The 20638-nt window shown below is 35.2% G+C and carries 13 protein-coding genes; all 13 read left to right on the forward strand.

What is annotated here, in order from left to right; all coding sequences use genetic code 11:
- The first annotated feature begins 2 nt into the window (after positions 1-2).
- The 13 genes from FUA22_RS03865 (at position 3) to FUA22_RS03925 (ending at position 20630) form a co-directional block, all read left to right on the forward strand.
- Positions 3-1385, forward strand: coding sequence for an FAD-dependent oxidoreductase (locus FUA22_RS03865; protein ID WP_147766513.1), 1383 nt, complete (start codon positions 3-5; stop codon positions 1383-1385).
- Between the two features lie 428 nt (positions 1386-1813).
- Positions 1814-3580 carry an alpha-L-fucosidase gene (locus FUA22_RS03870; protein WP_147766514.1) on the forward strand — a complete coding sequence of 589 codons (1767 nt, stop codon included), beginning with the start codon at positions 1814-1816 and terminating at the stop codon, positions 3578-3580.
- A 13-nt stretch (positions 3581-3593) separates the two neighbouring features.
- Positions 3594-4679 (forward strand): glycoside hydrolase family protein, encoded by a 1086-nt coding sequence (locus tag FUA22_RS03875; RefSeq protein ID WP_147766515.1) that lies wholly within the window; start codon positions 3594-3596, stop codon positions 4677-4679.
- 36 nt (positions 4680-4715) lie between these two features.
- Positions 4716-6041, forward strand: coding sequence for a sugar porter family MFS transporter (locus tag FUA22_RS03880; protein WP_147766516.1), 1326 nt, complete (start codon positions 4716-4718; stop codon positions 6039-6041).
- Between the two features lie 12 nt (positions 6042-6053).
- Positions 6054-6875: an alpha/beta hydrolase gene (locus FUA22_RS03885; RefSeq protein ID WP_147766517.1), complete on the forward strand. Its 822-nt coding sequence runs from the start codon at positions 6054-6056 to the stop codon at positions 6873-6875.
- 6 nt (positions 6876-6881) lie between these two features.
- Positions 6882-8381: a sulfatase-like hydrolase/transferase gene (locus FUA22_RS03890; RefSeq protein WP_147766518.1), complete on the forward strand. Its 1500-nt coding sequence runs from the start codon at positions 6882-6884 to the stop codon at positions 8379-8381.
- Positions 8382-8400: 19 nt separating this feature from the next.
- A complete protein-coding gene (locus FUA22_RS03895; RefSeq protein WP_147766519.1) occupies positions 8401-10398 on the forward strand; it encodes a glycoside hydrolase family 97 protein in 1998 nt (665 codons plus the stop codon).
- Between the two features lie 11 nt (positions 10399-10409).
- Positions 10410-12080, forward strand: coding sequence for a sulfatase family protein (locus FUA22_RS03900; protein WP_147766520.1), 1671 nt, complete (start codon positions 10410-10412; stop codon positions 12078-12080).
- A gap of 19 nt (positions 12081-12099) precedes the next feature.
- Positions 12100-14910, forward strand: coding sequence for a heparinase II/III domain-containing protein (locus FUA22_RS03905; RefSeq protein WP_206667079.1), 2811 nt, complete (start codon positions 12100-12102; stop codon positions 14908-14910).
- 25 nt (positions 14911-14935) lie between these two features.
- Positions 14936-15811 (forward strand): alpha/beta hydrolase, encoded by an 876-nt coding sequence (locus FUA22_RS03910; RefSeq protein WP_147766521.1) that lies wholly within the window; start codon positions 14936-14938, stop codon positions 15809-15811.
- Positions 15812-15823: 12 nt separating this feature from the next.
- Positions 15824-18190, forward strand: coding sequence for a PDZ domain-containing protein (locus FUA22_RS03915; RefSeq protein WP_206667080.1), 2367 nt, complete (start codon positions 15824-15826; stop codon positions 18188-18190).
- 35 nt (positions 18191-18225) lie between these two features.
- Entirely contained in the window at positions 18226-19584 is a 1359-nt protein-coding gene (locus FUA22_RS03920; RefSeq protein WP_206667081.1) for an alpha-L-fucosidase, read from the forward strand.
- A gap of 92 nt (positions 19585-19676) precedes the next feature.
- Positions 19677-20630 (forward strand): GDSL-type esterase/lipase family protein, encoded by a 954-nt coding sequence (locus FUA22_RS03925; RefSeq protein ID WP_147766522.1) that lies wholly within the window; start codon positions 19677-19679, stop codon positions 20628-20630.
- Positions 20631-20638: the final 8 nt, after the last annotated feature.

A 20638-nucleotide genomic window follows, 5' to 3' on the forward strand; every position in this document is an offset into this window, starting at 1 on the left:
ATATGAAAGAATTTAAGACAACCCAAATAGAGGGTTACGACGTCATCGTTGTTGGAGGGGGAGTTTCTGGAAGTCATGCAGCCATTGCTGCTGCAAAAACAGGAGCCAAAACATTATTAATAGAGCAGTTTGGTTTTTTAGGAGGTTCATTAACGGCTATGGGCGTTGGGCCAATGATGACATTTCATAATAAAGCAGGAAAGCAATTAGTTTTTGGTTCACCTAATGAGATGGTTAGTAGATTGGTTGCTAAAGGAGCAAGTCCTGGTCATATTGTAGATGGTACAGGTTATTGCTCAACAGTAACGCCTTTTGATGCTGAAATGCTGAAAGTTATTTTAGAGGAGATGGTGTTAGAGTCTGGGGCAGAAATCTTATATCACACCAGATTAATAGATATTTCAAAAGAAGAAAATAAAATTAAAACAGTATTTATTCATAATCGTGGTGGTATACAAGAAATACCAGCCAAGGTTTTTATTGATGCCAGTGGTGATAGCGAAATAGTAAAATTGTCTGGTGTGCCTTTTACGGAGGGTCGTCTTGAAGACAATAAATCACAGCCAATGACCACTAATATAAAGGTGGGAAATGTAAATACTGAAAAACTTCGGGAATACATGATTAACAATTGGGATCAGTTTGATGCAGAAGAAAGATCTGATGATAAAGCCGAAATTTTAAAAAAAACCAAACGTATTTCAAGTTGGGGCTTTTATGATTTATGGAATAAAGCCAAAGTAAAACGAGAAGTTACTGTACCAAGGGATAATGTGCTATTTTTTGAAACAAATACGGAAGGAGAGTTTATTTTTAATACCTCCCGTGTCTTAGGCTTTAACCCTTTAAATCCATTCGATTTAAGTAAAGCAGAAACGTTGGGTCGTAAACAATGCGTAGAAATTTACAACTTCCTTAGAAAATATGCCCCAGGTTTTGAAAATGCAACATTTGTGAGTACAGCACCTCATATTGGTATTCGAGAATCACGCCACCCACATGCAAAATATGTATTGTCTGCCGAAGATTTAGTAAACGAAGTAAAATTTGAAGAACCAATAGCTGTTGGAGGTTATCCATTAGATATTCATTCTCCAGATGGAGGTACTACAGAAACCACGCATTTAAGAGATGAAGGCGTCTATTACATTCCAAAAGAAGCTTTATTGGTAAATGAGGTAGAAAACTTAATTCTATCTGGGCGTGCCATTGGAGCCGATCATTATGCTAGTGCAGGTTTAAGAGTAACTCCTATTGCAATGGCCATAGGTCAAGGAGCTGGAACTTTAGCCGGATTATCAGTTATTAATAAAGTGACACCAGAAGCCCTAGAGTATTCAAAATTGGAAGCAATGTTAAAGTATCACGGTGCTTATTTGGGTTAGACATAGCTTATTGATAATAAGAATAAGCAGAATTTTATTAATAAAAGTTTCTTTGCTCATTAAAAACCTCCTAGAAGCCTAATTGAGCTTTAGAGGTTTTTAATTGCATTATACTTTCGTTTGTTATTATGTTACATAGGTGTTAGAGTTTTGATTTATATGTTGATGGTGTTTATTTATATGCTCTAAATGAGTAATGCTTTATACCTAATGCATCATGATTTATAACTAATTATAAGGGTTATTTTTAATATTGTTATTGAATTTATCATTGATATAGAATCTCTTCAAAAGAGGCTTCAACTTGTTTGAATTAATGATTATTTAGTAGTTAGTTTTAGTTGTGGCCCGATTACTTCTTTGAGAAAGTTGGTATATTTTCAGATTTAATCGGGCTTTTTTTAATTGATAAAAGCAATATAATATAAATGAAAAAAGTAGGCTTGCTAGTTGTATTTGTAGCTCTAGCGTTAAACTTTGGCTGTGGAAAAAGTAATTCAAAAGAAACAGTATTTGCCATAGAACAGAGTCAGCAAATTACCGATGAAGAACGCATGGAGTGGTGGTCTGAGGCTAGATTCGGTATGTTTATTCACTGGGGTATCTACACAAAACTTGCAGGGTTTTATAATGGTAAGGCTCAACCCAATAGTGCAGAATGGATAATGAACCGGGGGAAAATACCAATTGCCGAATATGAAAAATTAGCCGATGATTTTAATCCTAGCCAGTTTAATGCTAAGGAATTTGTGAATTTAGCTAAAGAGGCTGGTATGAAATATATGGTCATTACAGCTAAGCATCATGATGGTTTTTCCATGTTCGGTTCTAAAGCTAGTAATTATAATATTGTTGACGCTACACCATTTAAAAGAGATATTTTAAAGGAATTAGCAAAGGAATGTCAGGAGCAAGGAATTAAATTCGGATTCTATTATTCCCAAGCACAAGATTGGCATCACCCGGGAGGTATGGGTAATAATTGGGATGAATCTATAGAACGTGTGAGCAGTGATGAATATGTTTATGAAAAGGCACTTCCAGAGGTTAAACAATTGCTAACCGAATATGGTCCCATTGCTATTTTTTGGTGGGATACACCTCGAAAAATGACAAAATCTGTTGTAGATATTTTATATCATATTACAACGGCATTGCAACCGCAAATTATTACAAACGATCGTTTGGGAGATGATTATCCTGGTGACCATAAAACATTTGAAAGACACGGACCTAGATATCAACCAGAAGCAAAATATTGGGAGTTATGTCAACCAATTAGTGGCAGTTGGGGGTACCGAAGTGATGATGATAATTTTAAACCTATCCCAACATTAATTCACAATTTAATTGACCAAAGTAGTAAAGGCGGCAACTATCTGCTTAATGTGAGTCCAACTCATGAAGGTACATTAAAAGATGAAGCTGTAGACCGATTAAAGGCAATGGGAGTTTGGATGAATAAAAACAGTGAAGCTATTTATGGTACACAAGCAAGCCCCTTGACGGAAGAACCAGAATGGGGTAGAATTACAATGAAGACTGTTGAAGGCAAGTGGCTTTTGTATTTGCATGTTTATAATTGGGAAGATGGAGTATCAATTCCTGTGCGTCTTATAAACCAAGTGGACACTTGCTATTTGCTTACAGATAAATCAAAAACATTTAAAACAGAATCAAATAGTAATGGTATAAATGTAGAACTAACAGGAGAAGCTCCTGATGAAGTGGCTTCGGTAATTGTTCTAAAATTAAAAGAAAAGCCCAATGCACTTCCTCAAAAACCATTAGGGCAAGATGAGTATGGAGCAGTTGTTTTACCCGCTGGAAGAGCACAGTATGAAAACTTACAAGGTCCTGGAGCTCAATATAACGAACGACTAGATTGTGTGGGGAGTTGGGACAGTGAAACAGCAAGAGTGTATTGGGCGTTCAATATAGATGAACCAGGAGATTTTCAATTAACAGCACTGTTTTCAGGTAAAAAAGATGCCAAAATAACAATGTCATTTAACGGTGTATCAACAAATGTTAATGTGCCTGCTAGTGGTAATACAAAAAGATTTAGAAAATTGGATTTAAGTAAAGTTAAGGTAGATAAAGTTGGTAAGTATGAGGTTTCCTTTATACCTGTGGCTGGTAAATGGAATGCTTTGAACTTAAAAGAGCTTAAAATTCAACCCATTAAGAATTAATTGAATATAACCAATGAAGTATATTTTTCTTTTTTTAATTGGTTTTTTGATGTCGTGTAATGCGCAAAATGCCATTTATGATAATTTGAAAGAAGCACCCATTGATGGAGGCTTGCAAATGGAAGATTTTTGGGTTTGGGGAAGTTCAGTTATTAAGGGTGATGATGGGAAATATCATATGTATGCATCTCGGTGGCCAAAATTTTTACCATTCCATCCAGGGTGGATGGTAGCTTCGGAAATTGTACATGCTACTTCAAATACTCCTGAAGGACCTTATCAATATGAGGATGTTGCATTAGGTATTAGAGGAGCGCAATTTTGGGATGGTCGTTCATGTCATAACCCTAAAATAGTAAAACATAAAGACACGTATATTCTTTATTATATGGGTTCTACGCATCCATTTGAAGCCATAAATAATGATAATATTGATGATTTCAATTTATCTAGTAAATGGTGTATTACAGCTAGATGGAGAAAGCGTGTTGGTATTGCAACTTCAAAAAGCCCTTATGGACCATGGAAACGATTGGATGCTCCAATTTTAAATGTAAACCCGGATAGTTTCTATAGTTTTTTAACATCAAATCCTTCACCTTTAATTAAGGAAGATGGTTCTGTGGTGCTTTTATTTAAAGGAAGAAGTTATAAAGAAGATACTATAAAGCACAGTGATATGAGTATTGGCGTAGCAACAGCGCCATCATTTGATGGAGTATATACTGTGGTTGGAACTAAACCATTATTTTCAATGGAACATTTAGGTGAAGTTGAGGACCCGCATCTATGGAGTGATAATGAAGGTTTTCATCTAGTAGCAAAAGACCAGCGTGGATTGATTACTGGAGGAAAAGGTGATGGGCTTTTGGCACATTCGAAAGATGGGATTAATTGGGTGGTAGATGAAAACCCAAGAGCCTATACCAAAACAGTAAAATGGAATAATGGCAAAACCTTAAAGCAAGGACAATTAGAACGCCCGTTTGTTTTTGTTGAAAATGGCCAGCCCACCCATATTTTCTTTGCTACTATGGATGGTCCTGGTGGATTTGGCAACGGTACAAAAACATGGAATATGGTTATTCCTTTAAAATAATTAAAAACAATTCAAACTAACTAATACCTTTATAAGATGAGTAAAAAAATATTATTATGGTCTATTACAGCGGCATTGGCCGGATTTTTATTCGGTTTCGATGTGGTTGTAATTTCAGGAGCCGATAAGAAATTGCAAGCACTTTGGGAATCTTCAGATTCATTTCACGGATGGGTAGTTATGGGAGCTGCACTTTGGGGTACCGTATTGGGGGCTATTTTTGGAGGCTTTCCAACTAATAAATATGGCCGTAAAAAAACCTTAATTGTAATTGGTGTTCTATTTGCAGTATCAGCCATTGCATCGGCATTATCAAATGACCCCTATGTTTTTGCTTTTGCAAGATTTATTGGTGGAATAGGTGTTGGAGCCTCTACTATTGCTGCTCCTGCTTATATTTCTGAGATTGCACCTGCGAAGGATAGAGGACGTTTAGTAGCCATGTATCAGTTTAATATTGTATTTGGTATTCTGGTTGCTTTTATGTCTAATTATTTGTTGAGCGGAATTGGAGAAAATGCTTGGAGATGGATGTTAGGTGTAGAAGCCATTCCAGCAGTTTTATATATTGTGTTTGCGTTAGGTGTTCCTAAAAGCCCAAGATGGTTGGCTTCAAAAGGTAGAACTGAAGAAGCCAAAGATGTTTTGCAGATAATTAATCCGGATGCTGATGTTGATGCACAATTACAAGAGTTTCAAAGTCATTCAGAACCTAAAGATTCGTCAGAAACCATTTTTATAAAAAAGTATAGGTTTCCTTTAATGTTAGCATTTTTTATTGCCTTTTTCAATCAGTTTTCTGGAATAAATGCCTTTTTATATTATGCACCACGTATTTTTGAAGAGGCGGGATTAGGAGAAAGTACGGCATTATTAAGTAGTGTGGGTATTGGAGTTACTAATTTAGTATTTACTTTATTAGGTGTTTTTCTAATTGATAAATTGGGAAGAAAAACACTAATGTATTTTGGCTCTATAGGGTACATAATATCTCTAGGTTTAGTGTCAGCAGCCTTTTTCTTGGGTTGGACAGGTATGGCGGTTCCAATTTTCTTATTCATATTTATTGCAGCACATGCCATTGGTCAGGGAGCCGTAATTTGGGTGTTTATTTCAGAAATATTCCCAAATCATTTAAGAGCTTCAGGGCAAGCTTTCGGGAGTTCAACACACTGGGTTTTAGCTGCAATTATTCCTTCTTTAATACCATTCCTATTTAATCATCCGGCAATCGGTGCAGGTGTGGTGTTCTTAATTTTCACAGGAATGATGGTATTACAGCTATTATTTGTGGCTTTTATGATGCCAGAAACAAAAGGAAAAACCTTGGAAGAATTAGAAGATATCATTTTAAAAAAATAATAACGTGTTTTCATGAGGAAAGCCATCTTACTGATATTAGTCTTTTGTGTTTCAACTCAACTTTACGCATCTAAAGTTGATACTTTGGTTGTATTAAGTAAATCCATGAATAAAGAGATTAAGAATGTGGTTATCACTCCTGATACCTATGGCACAATTGAAAAATCATATTCAGTGGTGTATTTACTTCATGGTGCTGGTGGCAATTATAAAGATTGGTTAAAAAAAGTGCCGAAAATAAAAGCGTATGCAGATGATTATGATGTCATTATTGTGTGTCCTGATGGTGGAAAAACCAGTTGGTATTTTGATAGCCCAATAGATGCTACCATGAAATACGAAACCTATGTTTCAAAAGAATTAATAGTGGCCATTGACAAATCATACACAACAAAAGCCAACAAGGTGCATAGAGCTATTAGCGGTTTAAGTATGGGAGGTCATGGAGCGTTCTATATAGCTTTTAAACATTCAGATGTTTTTGGTGTTGCAGGTAGTATGAGTGGAGGTGTTGATATAAGACCATTTCCATTACGATGGGAAATTGAAAAACGATTAGGCTCTTATGCAGAAAACCCTAAAAATTGGGAGGAGCATACTGTTATAAACCTCGTACATTTATTGAATGGTAAAAACCTGAAATTTATTTTTGATTGTGGGGTAGATGACTTCTTCTATGATGCTAATGTCAGACTGCATCAAAAACTTTTGGAACGTAATATTCCGCATGACTATATTGAACGTAAAGGAGGGCACAACAATCCTTACTGGAAAAATTCCACAAAATATCATATGGTGTTTTTTAATGAATATTTTAATAATTCAAATAACTAATTAATAATGAACTTTAAAACAGTTTATCTTCTTGCTTTAATTACGGTTTTTTGTTTTTCTTGTAAAAACAATACTAATTCAAACAATCAAGAGAAGGAATCAAATACTACAACATTTGCAAATAGTCAGCCTAATATTGTTGTGCTATTGTGTGATGATTTAGGGTATGGAGACTTATCGTCCTTCGGTCACCCTATTATCGAAACCAAAAACTTGGATAAATTAGCGGAAACAGGAATTAAACTAACAGATTTTTATTCCACTGCAGCTGTGTGTTCGCCATCTCGCGCAGGTTTACTTACTGGTAGAAGTCCAAACAAAGCTGGTATTTATGATTTTATTCCGGGACTTAAAAAAAGTCCGGATAATAGACATTTAGTTCACCTACAAACACAAGAACAAACCATTCCTGCTATGTTAAAATCTGTTGGTTATAGCACCTGCTTGGTAGGTAAATGGCATTGTAGTTCCAGATTTAATTCAGATAAACAACCACAACCAGATGATTTTGGTTTTGACCATTGGATGGCTACTCATAACAATGCTGCACCAAGTCATCAAAACCCAAAAAACTTTGTTAGGAATAGAGAAAAAGTAGGTGAGATTGAAGGTTTCAGTAGTCAAATCATTGTTAGTGAAGCTATCAATTGGTTAGATAATAGAACGGATAATAAACCTTTCTTTCTTGAGGTAGCATTTCATGAACCACATGAGCCTGTTGCTTCTCCGGAAGATTTGGTTCAAAAATATTTACCAAAAGCAAAAAACAAAGAAGAAGCTGAGTATTTTGCTAATGTTGAAAATGTAGACTTAGCTGTTGGTAGGTTGATTGAATATTTCGAAAAAAATAATATGGATAATACCTTAATAGTTTTTAGTTCAGATAACGGGCCAGAAACTTTTATGAGATATAACAGAGCCAAAAAATCCTACGGTTCACCGGGTGAGTTGAAAGGCATGAAGCTTTGGACTAATGAAGCTGGTTTTAGAGTGCCGGGAATCATTAACTGGATAGGAAAAGATATTCATACAGGTACAACCAATAAGGTGGTTTCAGCTTTAGATTACATGCCAACTTTTGCCGAACTTTCTGGAGCCAAATTGCCTAATAGAGCATTAGATGGTGAATCGTTTGTTTCGCTTTTAGAGCAAGGAGAATTCAATAGAGAAAAGCCATTGATATGGGCGTTTTACGATGCCATTAATGCCCATAGAGTAGCGTTGAGAAAAGGAGATTGGAAAATTATGGGGCGTTTAGTGGCTGATAATGAGGAGTTACCGCATATACACAATCTAGCAGAGAGTAATATAGAATTGGTGAAACGTGCTGAATTAACAGATTTTGTTTTGTTTAATTTAAAGGAAGATATAAGCGAGTCAGAGGATTTAGCTTTAAAGCATCCCGAAGTTTTTGAAGATATGAAAACACTGGTGAAGTCTGAATATAATGAATTACTGAACGAAAGCCATGTTTGGAAACGTGAAGAAGAAAACAAAAAGTCTTAAGTAGCCAATAAAATTAATAATGAAGGCATTAACATATATAATGAATAAATCAGTTTTAGTAAGTCTTATAGTTTTGATAACAATGTATAGTTGTTCTCAATTAAGCAATAAAATTATTGTAAACTCTCCAGATGGAAAAAAGGAGTTGACACTTTTCAATGAATCAGAAAGTAGTCTCCTTAATTTTTCAATTAAATATGATGATTTAGACCTGTTATTACCGTCAACATTAGAACTAAGTTCCAATAACATTGATTTTACTAAAAAATGGTCTGTATTAAATGTTGAAAATGCTTCGGTAACAAATACATGGACATCTAACTTCAGTGAGTTAAGTACAATTCCTGATAATTATAATGAGGTAAAAGTTTATTTGAAATCTGATACAGCATTATTGAACATTATTTGTAGGGTTTATAATGAAGGAGTTGCCATATCTTATGAAATCCCTGAGCAAAACAACTTAGACAAAATCAGTTTAAGTGAAAAAATTAATTATAATTTTTTAGAAGATTATTCGGTTTGGTCAACACCTAAACGAGAAAGACGAGTATTGACTGCACAAGGGGAGTACAGAAAAATTCCAATGACTGAGTTACAGGAAGGATGTGAAAGACCTTTAGTTATTGAAGTTTCAGACAGTGTAAAAATGGCTTTAGCAGAAGCACGATTGGTAGATTATGCAAGATTGAGTTACAATAAAGGAACATCTTCTAATTATAGTATACTTTCTTCCTTAGATGGAAGAATGGAAGAAGTAAAACATGACCTTGTAACAGGAGCAGCAATTTCAGAAAGAAAAAAAGACGGTTTTAAAATTCACCAAAAATTGCCAATTTCATCTCCTTGGAGAGTGGTAATGATAGGAGATAGTCATGCCGAATTGTTAGAAAATAATTATATCATTCAAAATTTAAATCCACCATCTGCTTTTGACGATTCTTGGGTAGAACCCGGAAAAGTATTGCGCGAAACAACTTTAACAACGCAAGGAGGTTTTGCAGCTATCGATTTTGTTGCAAGCCATAATATGCAATATGTACATTTTGATGCCGGTTGGTATGGCAATGAAATGGATAATGCATCAGATGCCACAACGGTTACTTTAGACCCAAAACGTTCTAAAGGGCCTTTTGAAATTGAAGCTATTTGTAAGTATGCCAAAGAAAAAGGCGTAAAAGTAATGCTGTATATAAATCGAAGAGCTTTAGAAGGTAAAGTTGATGAGGTGTTTCCTGTACTTAAAAAATGGGGAGTTTCTGGTGTAAAGTATGGTTTTGTTAGGGTAGGCGATCAAGATGCTACTACTTGGATGCATGAAGCTGTAAAGAAAGCAGCAAAATACAATTTGGTAATTAATATTCATGATGAATACAGACCTACTGGCTTCTCTAGAACCTATCCGAATCTGTTAACACAAGAAGGAATTCGTGGTGACGAAGAAACGGTGCCTAATGAGCATACATTAATTACCATGTTTACAAGAATGTTGGCAGGAGCAGCAGACAATACTGTTTGTTACTACAATAAACGCGTTGATAAAATGGGGTCTCATGCTTCACAATTAGCAAAAACTGTGTGTTTGTTTAGTCCCATTCAGTTTTTGTACTGGTATGATAAGGCTCCTACAGCTCCAGTTAAAAATGATGGACTCTGGGGTGACACTAAAACCATAGGTAATGAGCCAGAATTAGAGTTCTTTAACAATGTACCAACAACTTGGAATGAGACCAAGGTGCTGGAAGCTCAAATTGGAAAAATTGGAGTAATTGCTCGAAGAAAAGGCAATGAATGGTTTGTTGGTGGTATTAATGGAACTACTGAACGTGAGGTTGAACTTGATTTTTCCTTTTTAGAGTCTGATGCGAAATACAAAGCGAAGTTATATACAGATGATGACACTGTAAATACACGAACTAAAGTTAAAATTGAAGAAATTGAATTAGCAAATACTTCAAAATTGAATTTGAAAATAAAAAGTAATAATGGTTTTGCAATGCAAATCACTAAACTATAATTTAAGTTAAAATGAGGAATAGAATAGCTTTATTGAAATTATTGACCGTTTTCCTTGTATTGGGAATGGTTTCCTGTAAATCGAAAGAAGAGCAGAAACCAGAGAAGAAAGAATTGCCTGCAAAAAGGCCGAACATCATTTTTATGATGTCTGATGACCATGCGTATCAGGCTATTAGTGCATATAGTAATCATTTAATTGAGACGCCAAATATTGACCGTATTGCAGATGAAGGTATCAAATTCACCAACGCCTGTGTATCCAATTCAATATGTGCACCATCAAGAGCTACTATACTAACGGGTAAACATTGTCATATGCATGGAAAAGTGGATAATGTATTTCCATTTGATGAGTCTCAAACCACCTTTCCGCAAATCATGGAAAAAGCAGGATATAAAACGGCCATGTTTGGGAAATTACATTTTGGAAATAACCCTAAAGGTGTAGATGAGTTTAAAATTTTACCAGGTCAAGGAAGATATTACAATCCTATTTTCAACACAAATGATGGACAAATTACTGTTGAGGGCTATGTGACCGATATCATTATGGATATGACTTTGGAGTGGTTGGAAGAAAATAAAAATGATGACACACCATTTATGTTATTCTCCATGCAAAAAGCACCTCATAGAGAGTGGTTGCCAGCACCTCGTCATTTTAAAGAATACACCAAGAAAACCTTTGTAGAACCAGAAACTTTATTTGATGATTACGAAGGCAGAGGAAGTGCCGCCAAAACAGCAGAAATGAATTTGTTAAAGCATATGAATTGGGCTGGAGATGCTAAGATTTATCCAGAACTCATGAAAGAACTCGGTTTAAAAGATGAATCTGGTTGGGATTTAAAAGCTTTTAAGCGTGAGGTAGGAGCAATGAATGAAGAGCAACGTGCTGTTTGGGATTCCGTTTACGGACCTGTAATGCAAGAGTTTAAAGCTAAATATCCTGAAATGGATGATAAAGCATTAATGAGATGGCGTTACCAAAGGTACATGCAGGATTATTTAGGTTGTATAGCTTCGGTCGATGAAAATGTGGGACGTTTGCTAGATTATTTAAAGGAAACAGGTCAAGATGAAAATACAATTATCGTATACACGTCAGATCAAGGGTTTTATTTAGGTGAACATGGCTGGTTTGATAAACGTTTTGTTTATGATGAATCCTTCAAAACACCATTACTAGTTAAGTGGCCCAATGTAATTACACCCGGTACCACCAGTACTGAAATGGTTCAAAACTTAGATTTTGCTCAAACCATATTAGAAGCAGCACATATTGAAGCACCTTCAGATATGCAAGGTGAAAGCTTAGTGCCTTTATTATTGGGCAATCAAGAAGAATGGACAAGAGATGCGGTATATTACCATTATTATGAGTATCCTGGTATTCATATGGTAAAAAGACATTATGCCATTATCACCCAAGAATACAAGCTAGCACATTTTTATTATGATGTTGATGAGTGGGAACTTTACGATCGTAAAAAAGACCCGCAAGAAATGACAAATGTGATTAATGATCCGGATTATGCTGAGGTTGTTGTAAAACTAAAAGAACAACTTGCCGATTTAAGGGAACAATATGGAGATAGTTCAGAGTTAGATCAGGAAATTCTTAGAAAGTACTTGGAGGCAAAAGATAACCCAGATGTAGAAACAGTGCCGCTACATTAAATTATTTGTTAATTATTACATGTATAAAGTGTTTGGTTTAATGATGAAAAAGTATCTGGTTAGAACAGTTTTATGTTTTTCCATGGTTTTGGTTATGGGCCCGTTGGGAGCACAATCTTTTGAGCATCCTAGAATCTATACCACAAATTTGGATAAGCAGGCTTTTTTAGAGAAACTGGAAAATGTAGCATGGAAGCGGGAATTAATAGATAAGAAAAAACAAAACTTAGAAAGGTATTTAAACTTCGTTGATATCAATCCAGAGTGGTTGGTGTCTAGGTTGCAAATGAACTGGAAAACCAAACACAATGAGGTCTATCTCAAGGGTGGTAATTTTGCATACTCTAAAGGAACAGCACCGGTTCCAACGGTTAGGTTTTCTGGAACCAGAGATTGGGCAACCGACTATAAAAGACCTAAATTAGTTGATGTTGAACCTTATTTTGATGACTCCAGAGGCTTGTATTTTGAACATAAGAAAACGGGTAAGAAAGAATGGATTCATCCATCAAAATCGGGGCATGCCATTGAAAAAATAAATCAGGAAATCATGCAGCTGGTTGAAGATGCCGCATTTTTATATTGGTTAACCGGTGAGCAAAAATATGCCGACTTTGCGGCACCTGTGTTTTTCACCTATATAGATGGTATGTTTCATAGAGATGCCCCCATCGATTTGAAAAATTCAAACCAGCAAAACATTTCTGGGTTGGCAACTTTTGAGGTTATTCATGAGGGCATCGTTATTTCTTTAGTCACCGCTTATGATTTTCTATATGATTATTTAAAATCGGAAAAGAAGGATGTATCCAATACTGTGGCTGTTTTTCAAAAATGGGGAGACCAAATTATTAAAAATGGTGTACCAGATAATAACTGGAATCTATTTCAGGCTAGGTTTTTGACCTATATAGCTTTAGTGTTAGAAAGCAATGAAACTTACAAAAATGGAAAAGGTCGGGAGCATTATTTAAATTACACCTTTAATGTTTCTACAGATAGGCAAATAGCGGTTAATGAGTCGCTATTGGTTTATGACCAAGAAACTGGTATTTGGCCAGAGTGTCCATCATATTCAGTCCATGTTATAACCACGCTTTTAAAAATATTTACCCTATTAGACCATGTAACAAATAATAACGAAATGGCTAATTATCCCATTTTGGAAAAGGCCGTATTGTCATCATTTCAATATTTATTTCCGTCTGGTTACATGTTGGGCTTTGGAGATTCAGGTCATAAAATATTGCCTCCTGAGAATTTTGAATTGTTAATAGCAAATTATAGAAAGTATAATCAAAAGGAAAAAGAGGTATTAATATCGGGTTTTTTATCCCAGTTCATGTCCAACAAATTATATACACGAAAAGCTAAGGATTTATTTAATTTATTCTTTTACGTAGATGATATTGTTGATAGTGAAGCCGATTTAGGAGCCTTAACAACGCCAACATTCTATGCGCCAAATGTGAGTATGTTTAACCAGAGAATGGGTGAAGGAGATAACGCCGTTATGTTATCTACGGTTGGTTCTTATGGAAATCACGCTCACGCCAATGGGGTCTCTATAGAACTATTTGCTAATAATTATGTGTTAGGTCCAGATTCTGGTAAAGGTCCTAGTTATTGGCATCCTGATTTTAGGGATTACTATGCAAGAATGCCGGCCCATAACACCGTTATTGTAGATGGAATATCTGATTATAATAATATGAGGGTTTATCATCCTTTTAAGTTGGATAATAGTTTTCCTAAATCTGGTGAGTCTTCAATATTTGATAAAGTAACATTCTCGAAAGTGTCATTTCTAGAACCAAAAACTGTTTCTAATCAGCAACGTTTTTCAGCAATTATAAAATCGAATTCAGGCAAAGCCTATGTGGTTGATGTTTTCAGGTCTAAAAAACAAAAAGACGGCAAACAAAAGCACGAATACTTTTATCGTAACCTAGGACAATCATTGGATGTTTTAGATGCTAATACTAGCACTTTAGAGTTCACTACAACAGATGATTTAAGTTCTAAGAAGGGAGATTTAACAGGCTATGATTTCTTCAGTAGCAAATATAAGGCAAGCACATCTAAAGCTGTACAGCCCATATTTACACTTAAAACAGCTGGTAGGCCAGATAACTTAATGAAGCTATGGGTTAAAGGCAGCTCCAATCAAACCATTTACAAACTAAAATCGCCCCGGTCTAACGCCTTAAGTGAAGGCACTGCTCCCAAGAATCTTTTAAAGGATTCTATTCCAACTTTGGTATTAAAACGTGATGAAGCTGCTTGGAATAACCCTTTCGCTGTAGTTTTTAATCCGTATTTAAAAGGCGAAGAAAACCCTATTGAAAATGTTTCCTATGCTTCTTTGGAGGGCAGCCCTAGTACACAAATTATAGAAGTGCTATTAGCCGATAAAATAACAACAGATAGAATTGTTTTAAATGCTTCGGAAAATGATATAGCACAAGAAGAAGGCTTTTATCAAAAAGGATTGTTGTCTATTATTAGAGAATCCAAGACTGGAAATACATTAGATTTTATGTTTTTATCAGGCATTAGCCGATTAGATTATAAAGAATGGACATTAATAGCATCCGCAAAACCTGTAACGATATCCATTGAAAGTGTGGAAGACCGTTATTTGATTCAAAATGACAACCCAGTAACTATTAATTTACCACTTAAAGAAGGCGGTAAACGTGCTAAATTGATGTTGTATGAAGATGGAAAACTGGTAGCTACAAAGGAAGCAGTATTAAATAGAAACAAACCATTCCAACAATTATTTAAATTGGAAAAGGCCTATAGTAAAGTGATTATTAAATTATAAAACCAAGACCAACAGATTTTATAAAATGAAGCAAAAGTATCCATATCTAATAATTTTGGTGCTCCTTGTAGGCGTGGCTAACTGCCAAAAGAAAAAGGAAGTTAGAGATGAATTTGCGCACGAACTAATTTATAAGGTTGTAAATAAAGATACTTTAAAATTACAGATATATAACCCAGTAAATTTTGATAGCGAAAAAAAATACCCAACCATAGTTTTCTATTTTGGTGGCGGTTGGAACGGTGGAAGCATATACCAATTTAAAGACCAGGCCTTATATTTTAATTCAAGAGGCATGATTGCTGTTTTAGTAGATTATAGAGTTAAAAGTAGACACAAAACTACGCCATTTGAATCTGTTAAAGATGCCAAATCTGCTATAAGATTCTTAAAATTTAATGCTGCAAAATATAGTATTGACACTAACAGAATTGTGGCGTCGGGTGGTTCTGCTGGAGGACACTTGGCAGCTGCCACATCCTTGTTGGAAGGGATAAACGAAACTACAGATGATTTATCAGTTAGCCCAAAAGTTAATGCATTGGTTCTTTTCAATCCTGTTATTGATAATGGTCCCAATCCAACGGCTTTTGAGTATGAAAGAATTAATAGGCGTTATAAAGAATTTTCACCAATACATAACATTAAAACAGGAGCGCCTCCAACCATTTTCTTTTTGGGTTCAAAAGATAAACTTATACCCGTTTCTACAGCCTATGAGTATAAAAATAGAATGGAAACTGTTAATAGTAGATGTGAAGTCTTTATCTATGAAAATCAGCCTCATGGATTTTTTAATAAAGGGAGGCAAAAAGAGGATAGGTGTTATAGAGAAACAGTTCGTGAAACCGATGTGTTTTTAGAATCACTGGGAATAATAAAAGGAAAACCAACTATATAATAAGTTTTTAAATTGAAAAAAGTATTTGTTTTATTCGTTGTATTATCAGTTTTACTATCCTGTAAAGCACAACAAGAAATGGACATTGTTTTTGTTTCTCCTACTGCTGAAACAAATGGAGATGGAACACAAAATAGTCCGTTTTCCAATATATCGGCGGCTATGCAAAAAGCCAAAGAGATTAAATCAATTAATCCAGAAGCCAATATTTTGGTTAATATTCTTCCAGGGACCTATTACCTTTCAGAATCCATTAAAATCGATGCCAGCCTAAATGGGCTTTCAATTAAGGGAACTGATGCTTCCGATGTCATAATTAAAGGTGCAATTCCACTTAACCTAAAATGGGAAAAATTTAATGAATCTATTTATGTGACTTCGGTGGAAGCCGGTTTAGAATTTGACCAATTTGTTGTAAATAATAATCCGCAGATATTGGCACGATACCCGAATTATAATGAAGGTGGACATTATTGGCAAGGGTATGCCGAAGACGCAATTTCTAAGGAACGATTGGAATCTTGGAAAAATCCAGAAGGTGCTTTTTTTCACGCTTTGCACGGTGGTAGATGGGGCGGTTTTCATTTTGAAATTACTGGGGTTAATGAAGATGGAACACCAAAGTTGACAGGCGGACATCAAAATAACCGAGGATCTAGACCGCATAAAGAATACCGCATGGTTGAAAATGTGTTTAAAGAATTGGATGCTCCGGGAGAATGGTTTTTAGATAAAACTTCAAGTAAATTATATTATTGGCCAACAGAGAATGTATCTGTTGAAAATGCCACATTTGAAGTGGCTGTTCTAAAAGATTTGATTCAGGTGACTGGTACTATAGAGGAGCCGGCAAAAAACATTACTATTAGCGGGATTACTTTAGAAAATACGGCAAGAACTTTTATGGAAGATTTTGAGCCCTTGTTGCGAAGCGATTGGACTATTTACCGCGGTGCCGTTTTGTTTTTTGAAGGTACTGAAAACTGTAAGATAGAGAATAGTGAATTTGCGAATTTAGGAGGCAATGTAATAATGGCGAGTAAATATAATAAAGGCCTCCAAGTTATTGGAAATCATATTCACGATTGTGGGGCAAGTGCTATATCATTTGTGGGCGATGTTTCAGCGGTAAGGTCACCTTCTCTTAATTACAGAGAATTTGTGCCATTGGAAGAGATGGATACTATAGCTGGTCCAAAAAATGAATTATATCCTAGGGCATGTCTTGTAGAAGACAATTTAATTTACAGAATTGGTAGAACAGAAAAACAAACGGCTGGAGTTCAAATTTCAATGGCCATGGATATTACCGTAAGCCATAACAGTATTTATGATGTACCCAGGGCAGGAATCAATATTGGAGACGGCACTTGGGGAGGACATATTTTAGAGTATAATGATGTATTTAATACAGTGTTAGAAACCAGTGACCATGGGTCTTTTAATTCTTGGGGAAGAGATCGTTTTTGGTATCCTAACAGGAAAATAATGGACAGCCTAACAACCGCTAATCCGGAAATGCCAAAGTGGGATGCTATTAAGACTACCATCATTAGAAATAATCGTTTTCGTTGTGATCATGGATGGGATATCGATTTAGACGATGGTTCCTCAAACTACCATATTTATAATAATTTATGTCTTAATAGTGGGATTAAATTAAGAGAAGGATTCAAAAGAGTAGTTACAAATAATATTACAGTAAATAACTCATTGCATCCGCATGTGTGGTTCGCCAAAAGTGAAGATATATTTAAAAATAACATTGTTGGAGATACTTATCAAGATGTGGGCTTATTAGGCTGGGGAAAGGAATTGGATTATAACTTATTTCCAACAGAAGAATCCATGATGAAACCCCAAATATATGGCATGGATAAGCATAGTGCTTTTGGAGATCCGCTATTTATTGATCCTTGTAATTTAGATTTTGGAGTTACGAAAGATTCACCAGCACTTAACATCGGATTCAAGAATTTTCCAATGGATCAATTTGGGGTGAAAAAGGCCAAATTTAAAGCCATTGCAAAAACACCAGAAGTACCGGTGTTAAAAGATCCAACTTCAAATAATGGTAAAGCAAGTCCAGTTGTAGCTTGGTTGCGCAATAATATTAAGAATGTAGAGTCAGAACAAGAGCAATCTGCTTATGGTTTAAATACGGATCAAGGTGTAATTGTACTTCGTGTTTGGAAACACAGTCCAGCGGTAAAAGGAAATGGTATTAAAAAAGGAGATGTTATTCTTCAATCCGGAGACGTTAAGATATCAACCATAAAAGATTTTTTCAAAATAATGTCGAAAAGTGAATCAGATACGATGAACCTCGTAGTTATGAGAAATCAGACGGAACAGGAAATAACAATCCATTTAAAATAATTAAAAATTAATAAAACTATATATAATTGTAAAAGATGAAAACAATAAACAAATTAGTGCTTATTATGTTGGTGGCAATCCTTAATTGTAATTTGGGTTTTGCGCAAACGGAGAAAAAATTATCAGATGATGAGCGTATGGCTTGGTGGCGTGATTCTAAATTCGGAATGTTTATTCACTGGGGAGCCTACTCTATAATTGGTGGTGAACGCGGTACAAATATAGCAGGTGGTGGAGCGGAATGGGCTATGGATAAATTAGATTATACGGTTGAAGACTATGAGAAATTTCCAAAAATATTTAACCCGCAATTATTTGATGCAGATGCTTGGGTAACTATGGCAAAAAATGCAGGCATGAAGTATATTGTAATTACTTCTAAGCATCATGATGGATTTTGTTTATGGGACTCTAAAGCCACAGAGTATGATGTTATGGATACCGCACCATTTAAGAGAGATATAATTAAGGAATTATCTGAGGCTTGTAAAAAACAAGGTATTATATTTTGTTTTTACTATTCAATTGTAGATTGGCACCATCAACAAGCGCAAGGAAACTTGTACCCAAACTATAATATTGGGCAGCATGATGATCCATCAGTTGTGAATCCTAAATTCCCAAAATATTTTAAAAACTATTTGAAACCTCAAGTAAAAGAACTATTAACCAATTACGGAGACATTGGTGTGGTGTGGTTTGATGGTGATTGGATTTCAGATTATACAACCGAAATGGGAAAAGAGCTTTACAGTTTTATTCGTGATATTCAACCTAATACCATTGTTAACAATAGAGTTGATAAAGGAAGAAAAGGTATGGAAGGTATGGATGCAGAAGGAAATTTTGCAGGTGATTTTGGAACGCCAGAACAAGAAATTCCAGATACAGGAATTGATTCTGACTGGGAGGCTTGTATGACTATGAATGGAACTTGGGGATACAAACCAGACGATAATAAGTGGAAAAGTAGCGAAGATTTAATTCAAAAGTTAGTGGATATTGTATCTAAAGGAGGTAACTTTTTGTTAAATATTGGTCCAGATGGATTTGGTAGATTTCCTGCACAGAGTATCCGTAGACTAAATGCTATGGGAGAATGGACTAAGAAAAACGGAGAAGCTATTTACGGAGCCTCTGCCAGTCCATATAAAAAACCAAAATGGGGACGTTACACCGAGAAAGACGGTGTTATTTATGCCCATGTTTTCAATTGGCCAAAAAGCGGAATACTAAAACTGCATAAAAACATTAAAGTTAAAAAAGCAACACTTTTGACCGATCCAGATACCGAATTAAAATCCTTGAAAACATCAAGAGAAGTATTAGTTGAGGTACCAATTTTTGCTCCTGATAACCCTGTTTCTGTGGTGAAAATTGAGTTGGAAAATTAATTAGAAGTTTGTAAGTATATAGCCAAAAACACGCAAACATTTTATTATGATGTTTGTGTGTTAATACCATTAAGAGATATTTCAAAAAGAATATGAGTTTGTATAGGGAAGTAATAATTATTACTGTTGTCGCAGTTTTAAATATTGGCATTGGGTTTTCTCAAGCAAACTCTTATGCTAAACCAGATTGGGGAAACTATACCACCAAGGGCGGGTTTTTATATGCTCATATCTTTAATTGGCCAAAGGATGGTAAATTAGTAATTGATAGGGCTATAAAGCCAAGACAGGCAACATTGCTTTCAACTCTGGATAAAAAGATAAAAACAAAATTAATTGATGGCAAGTTAACTATTTTACTGCCCAAGAAAGCACCAGATTCTTTACCCTTAGTGGTTAAAATTGAATTGGTTCCAAATGAAGATTGGGCAAACTTAGAGAGATATAAAAAGGCTAATAGAGAGTTCAAAGTTTCGCTGAAAAAGGAAAAAACGATAGTGTTTATGGGTAATTCTATTACTCAAAACTGGACTAGAGATCACGGGGAGTTTTTTGATGATAACCCCTCTTTTATAAACCGGGGGATAAGTGGGCAAACAAGCCCACAAATGCTTGTTCGTTTTAGACCTGATGTTATAGAATTAAATCCAGATGTGGTTATTATACATGCTGGAACCAATGATATTGCTGAAAATAGAGGTCCTATAAGCATAAAGCGAATAGCTGGAAATATTTTTTCTATGGCAGAATTGGCGAAAGAAAATGGTATTCAAGTCATTTTGGCTTCTGTTTTGCCAGCAACAAGTTATTCCTGGAGTCCATCAATTGAGCCGGCGGATAAAATTATTGAGCTTAATAAGCAAATTAAGGCTTATGCCGAAACAAATAATATAATTTACCTTGATTATTATTCGCTAATGGTTAATGAGAATGGAGGGTTTAAAAAAGAATTGGGCAGGGATACGGTACATCCCAATGCAGAGGGTTACAAGGTTATGGAACCTTTAGTGAAAAAGGCCATTAAACTGGCATTAAAGGAAAGTTAAATTTCACG

It is taken from the genome of Seonamhaeicola maritimus (assembly GCF_008056315.1).
GTDB lineage: Bacteria > Bacteroidota > Bacteroidia > Flavobacteriales > Flavobacteriaceae > Seonamhaeicola > Seonamhaeicola maritimus.

Coding starts and splice junctions, on each gene's coding strand:
- FUA22_RS03890 (WP_147766518.1), top strand. CDS start 6,882: ATGAACTTTAAAACAGTTTATCTTCTTGCTTTAATTACGGTTTTTTGT.
- FUA22_RS03925 (WP_147766522.1), top strand. CDS start 19,677: ATGAGTTTGTATAGGGAAGTAATAATTATTACTGTTGTCGCAGTTTTA.
- FUA22_RS03880 (WP_147766516.1), top strand. CDS start 4,716: ATGAGTAAAAAAATATTATTATGGTCTATTACAGCGGCATTGGCCGGA.
- FUA22_RS03870 (WP_147766514.1), top strand. CDS start 1,814: ATGAAAAAAGTAGGCTTGCTAGTTGTATTTGTAGCTCTAGCGTTAAAC.
- FUA22_RS03900 (WP_147766520.1), top strand. CDS start 10,410: ATGAGGAATAGAATAGCTTTATTGAAATTATTGACCGTTTTCCTTGTA.
- FUA22_RS03920 (WP_206667081.1), top strand. CDS start 18,226: ATGAAAACAATAAACAAATTAGTGCTTATTATGTTGGTGGCAATCCTT.
- FUA22_RS03875 (WP_147766515.1), top strand. CDS start 3,594: ATGAAGTATATTTTTCTTTTTTTAATTGGTTTTTTGATGTCGTGTAAT.
- FUA22_RS03865 (WP_147766513.1), top strand. CDS start 3: ATGAAAGAATTTAAGACAACCCAAATAGAGGGTTACGACGTCATCGTT.
- FUA22_RS03885 (WP_147766517.1), top strand. CDS start 6,054: ATGAGGAAAGCCATCTTACTGATATTAGTCTTTTGTGTTTCAACTCAA.
- FUA22_RS03905 (WP_206667079.1), top strand. CDS start 12,100: ATGTATAAAGTGTTTGGTTTAATGATGAAAAAGTATCTGGTTAGAACA.
- FUA22_RS03910 (WP_147766521.1), top strand. CDS start 14,936: ATGAAGCAAAAGTATCCATATCTAATAATTTTGGTGCTCCTTGTAGGC.
- FUA22_RS03895 (WP_147766519.1), top strand. CDS start 8,401: ATGAAGGCATTAACATATATAATGAATAAATCAGTTTTAGTAAGTCTT.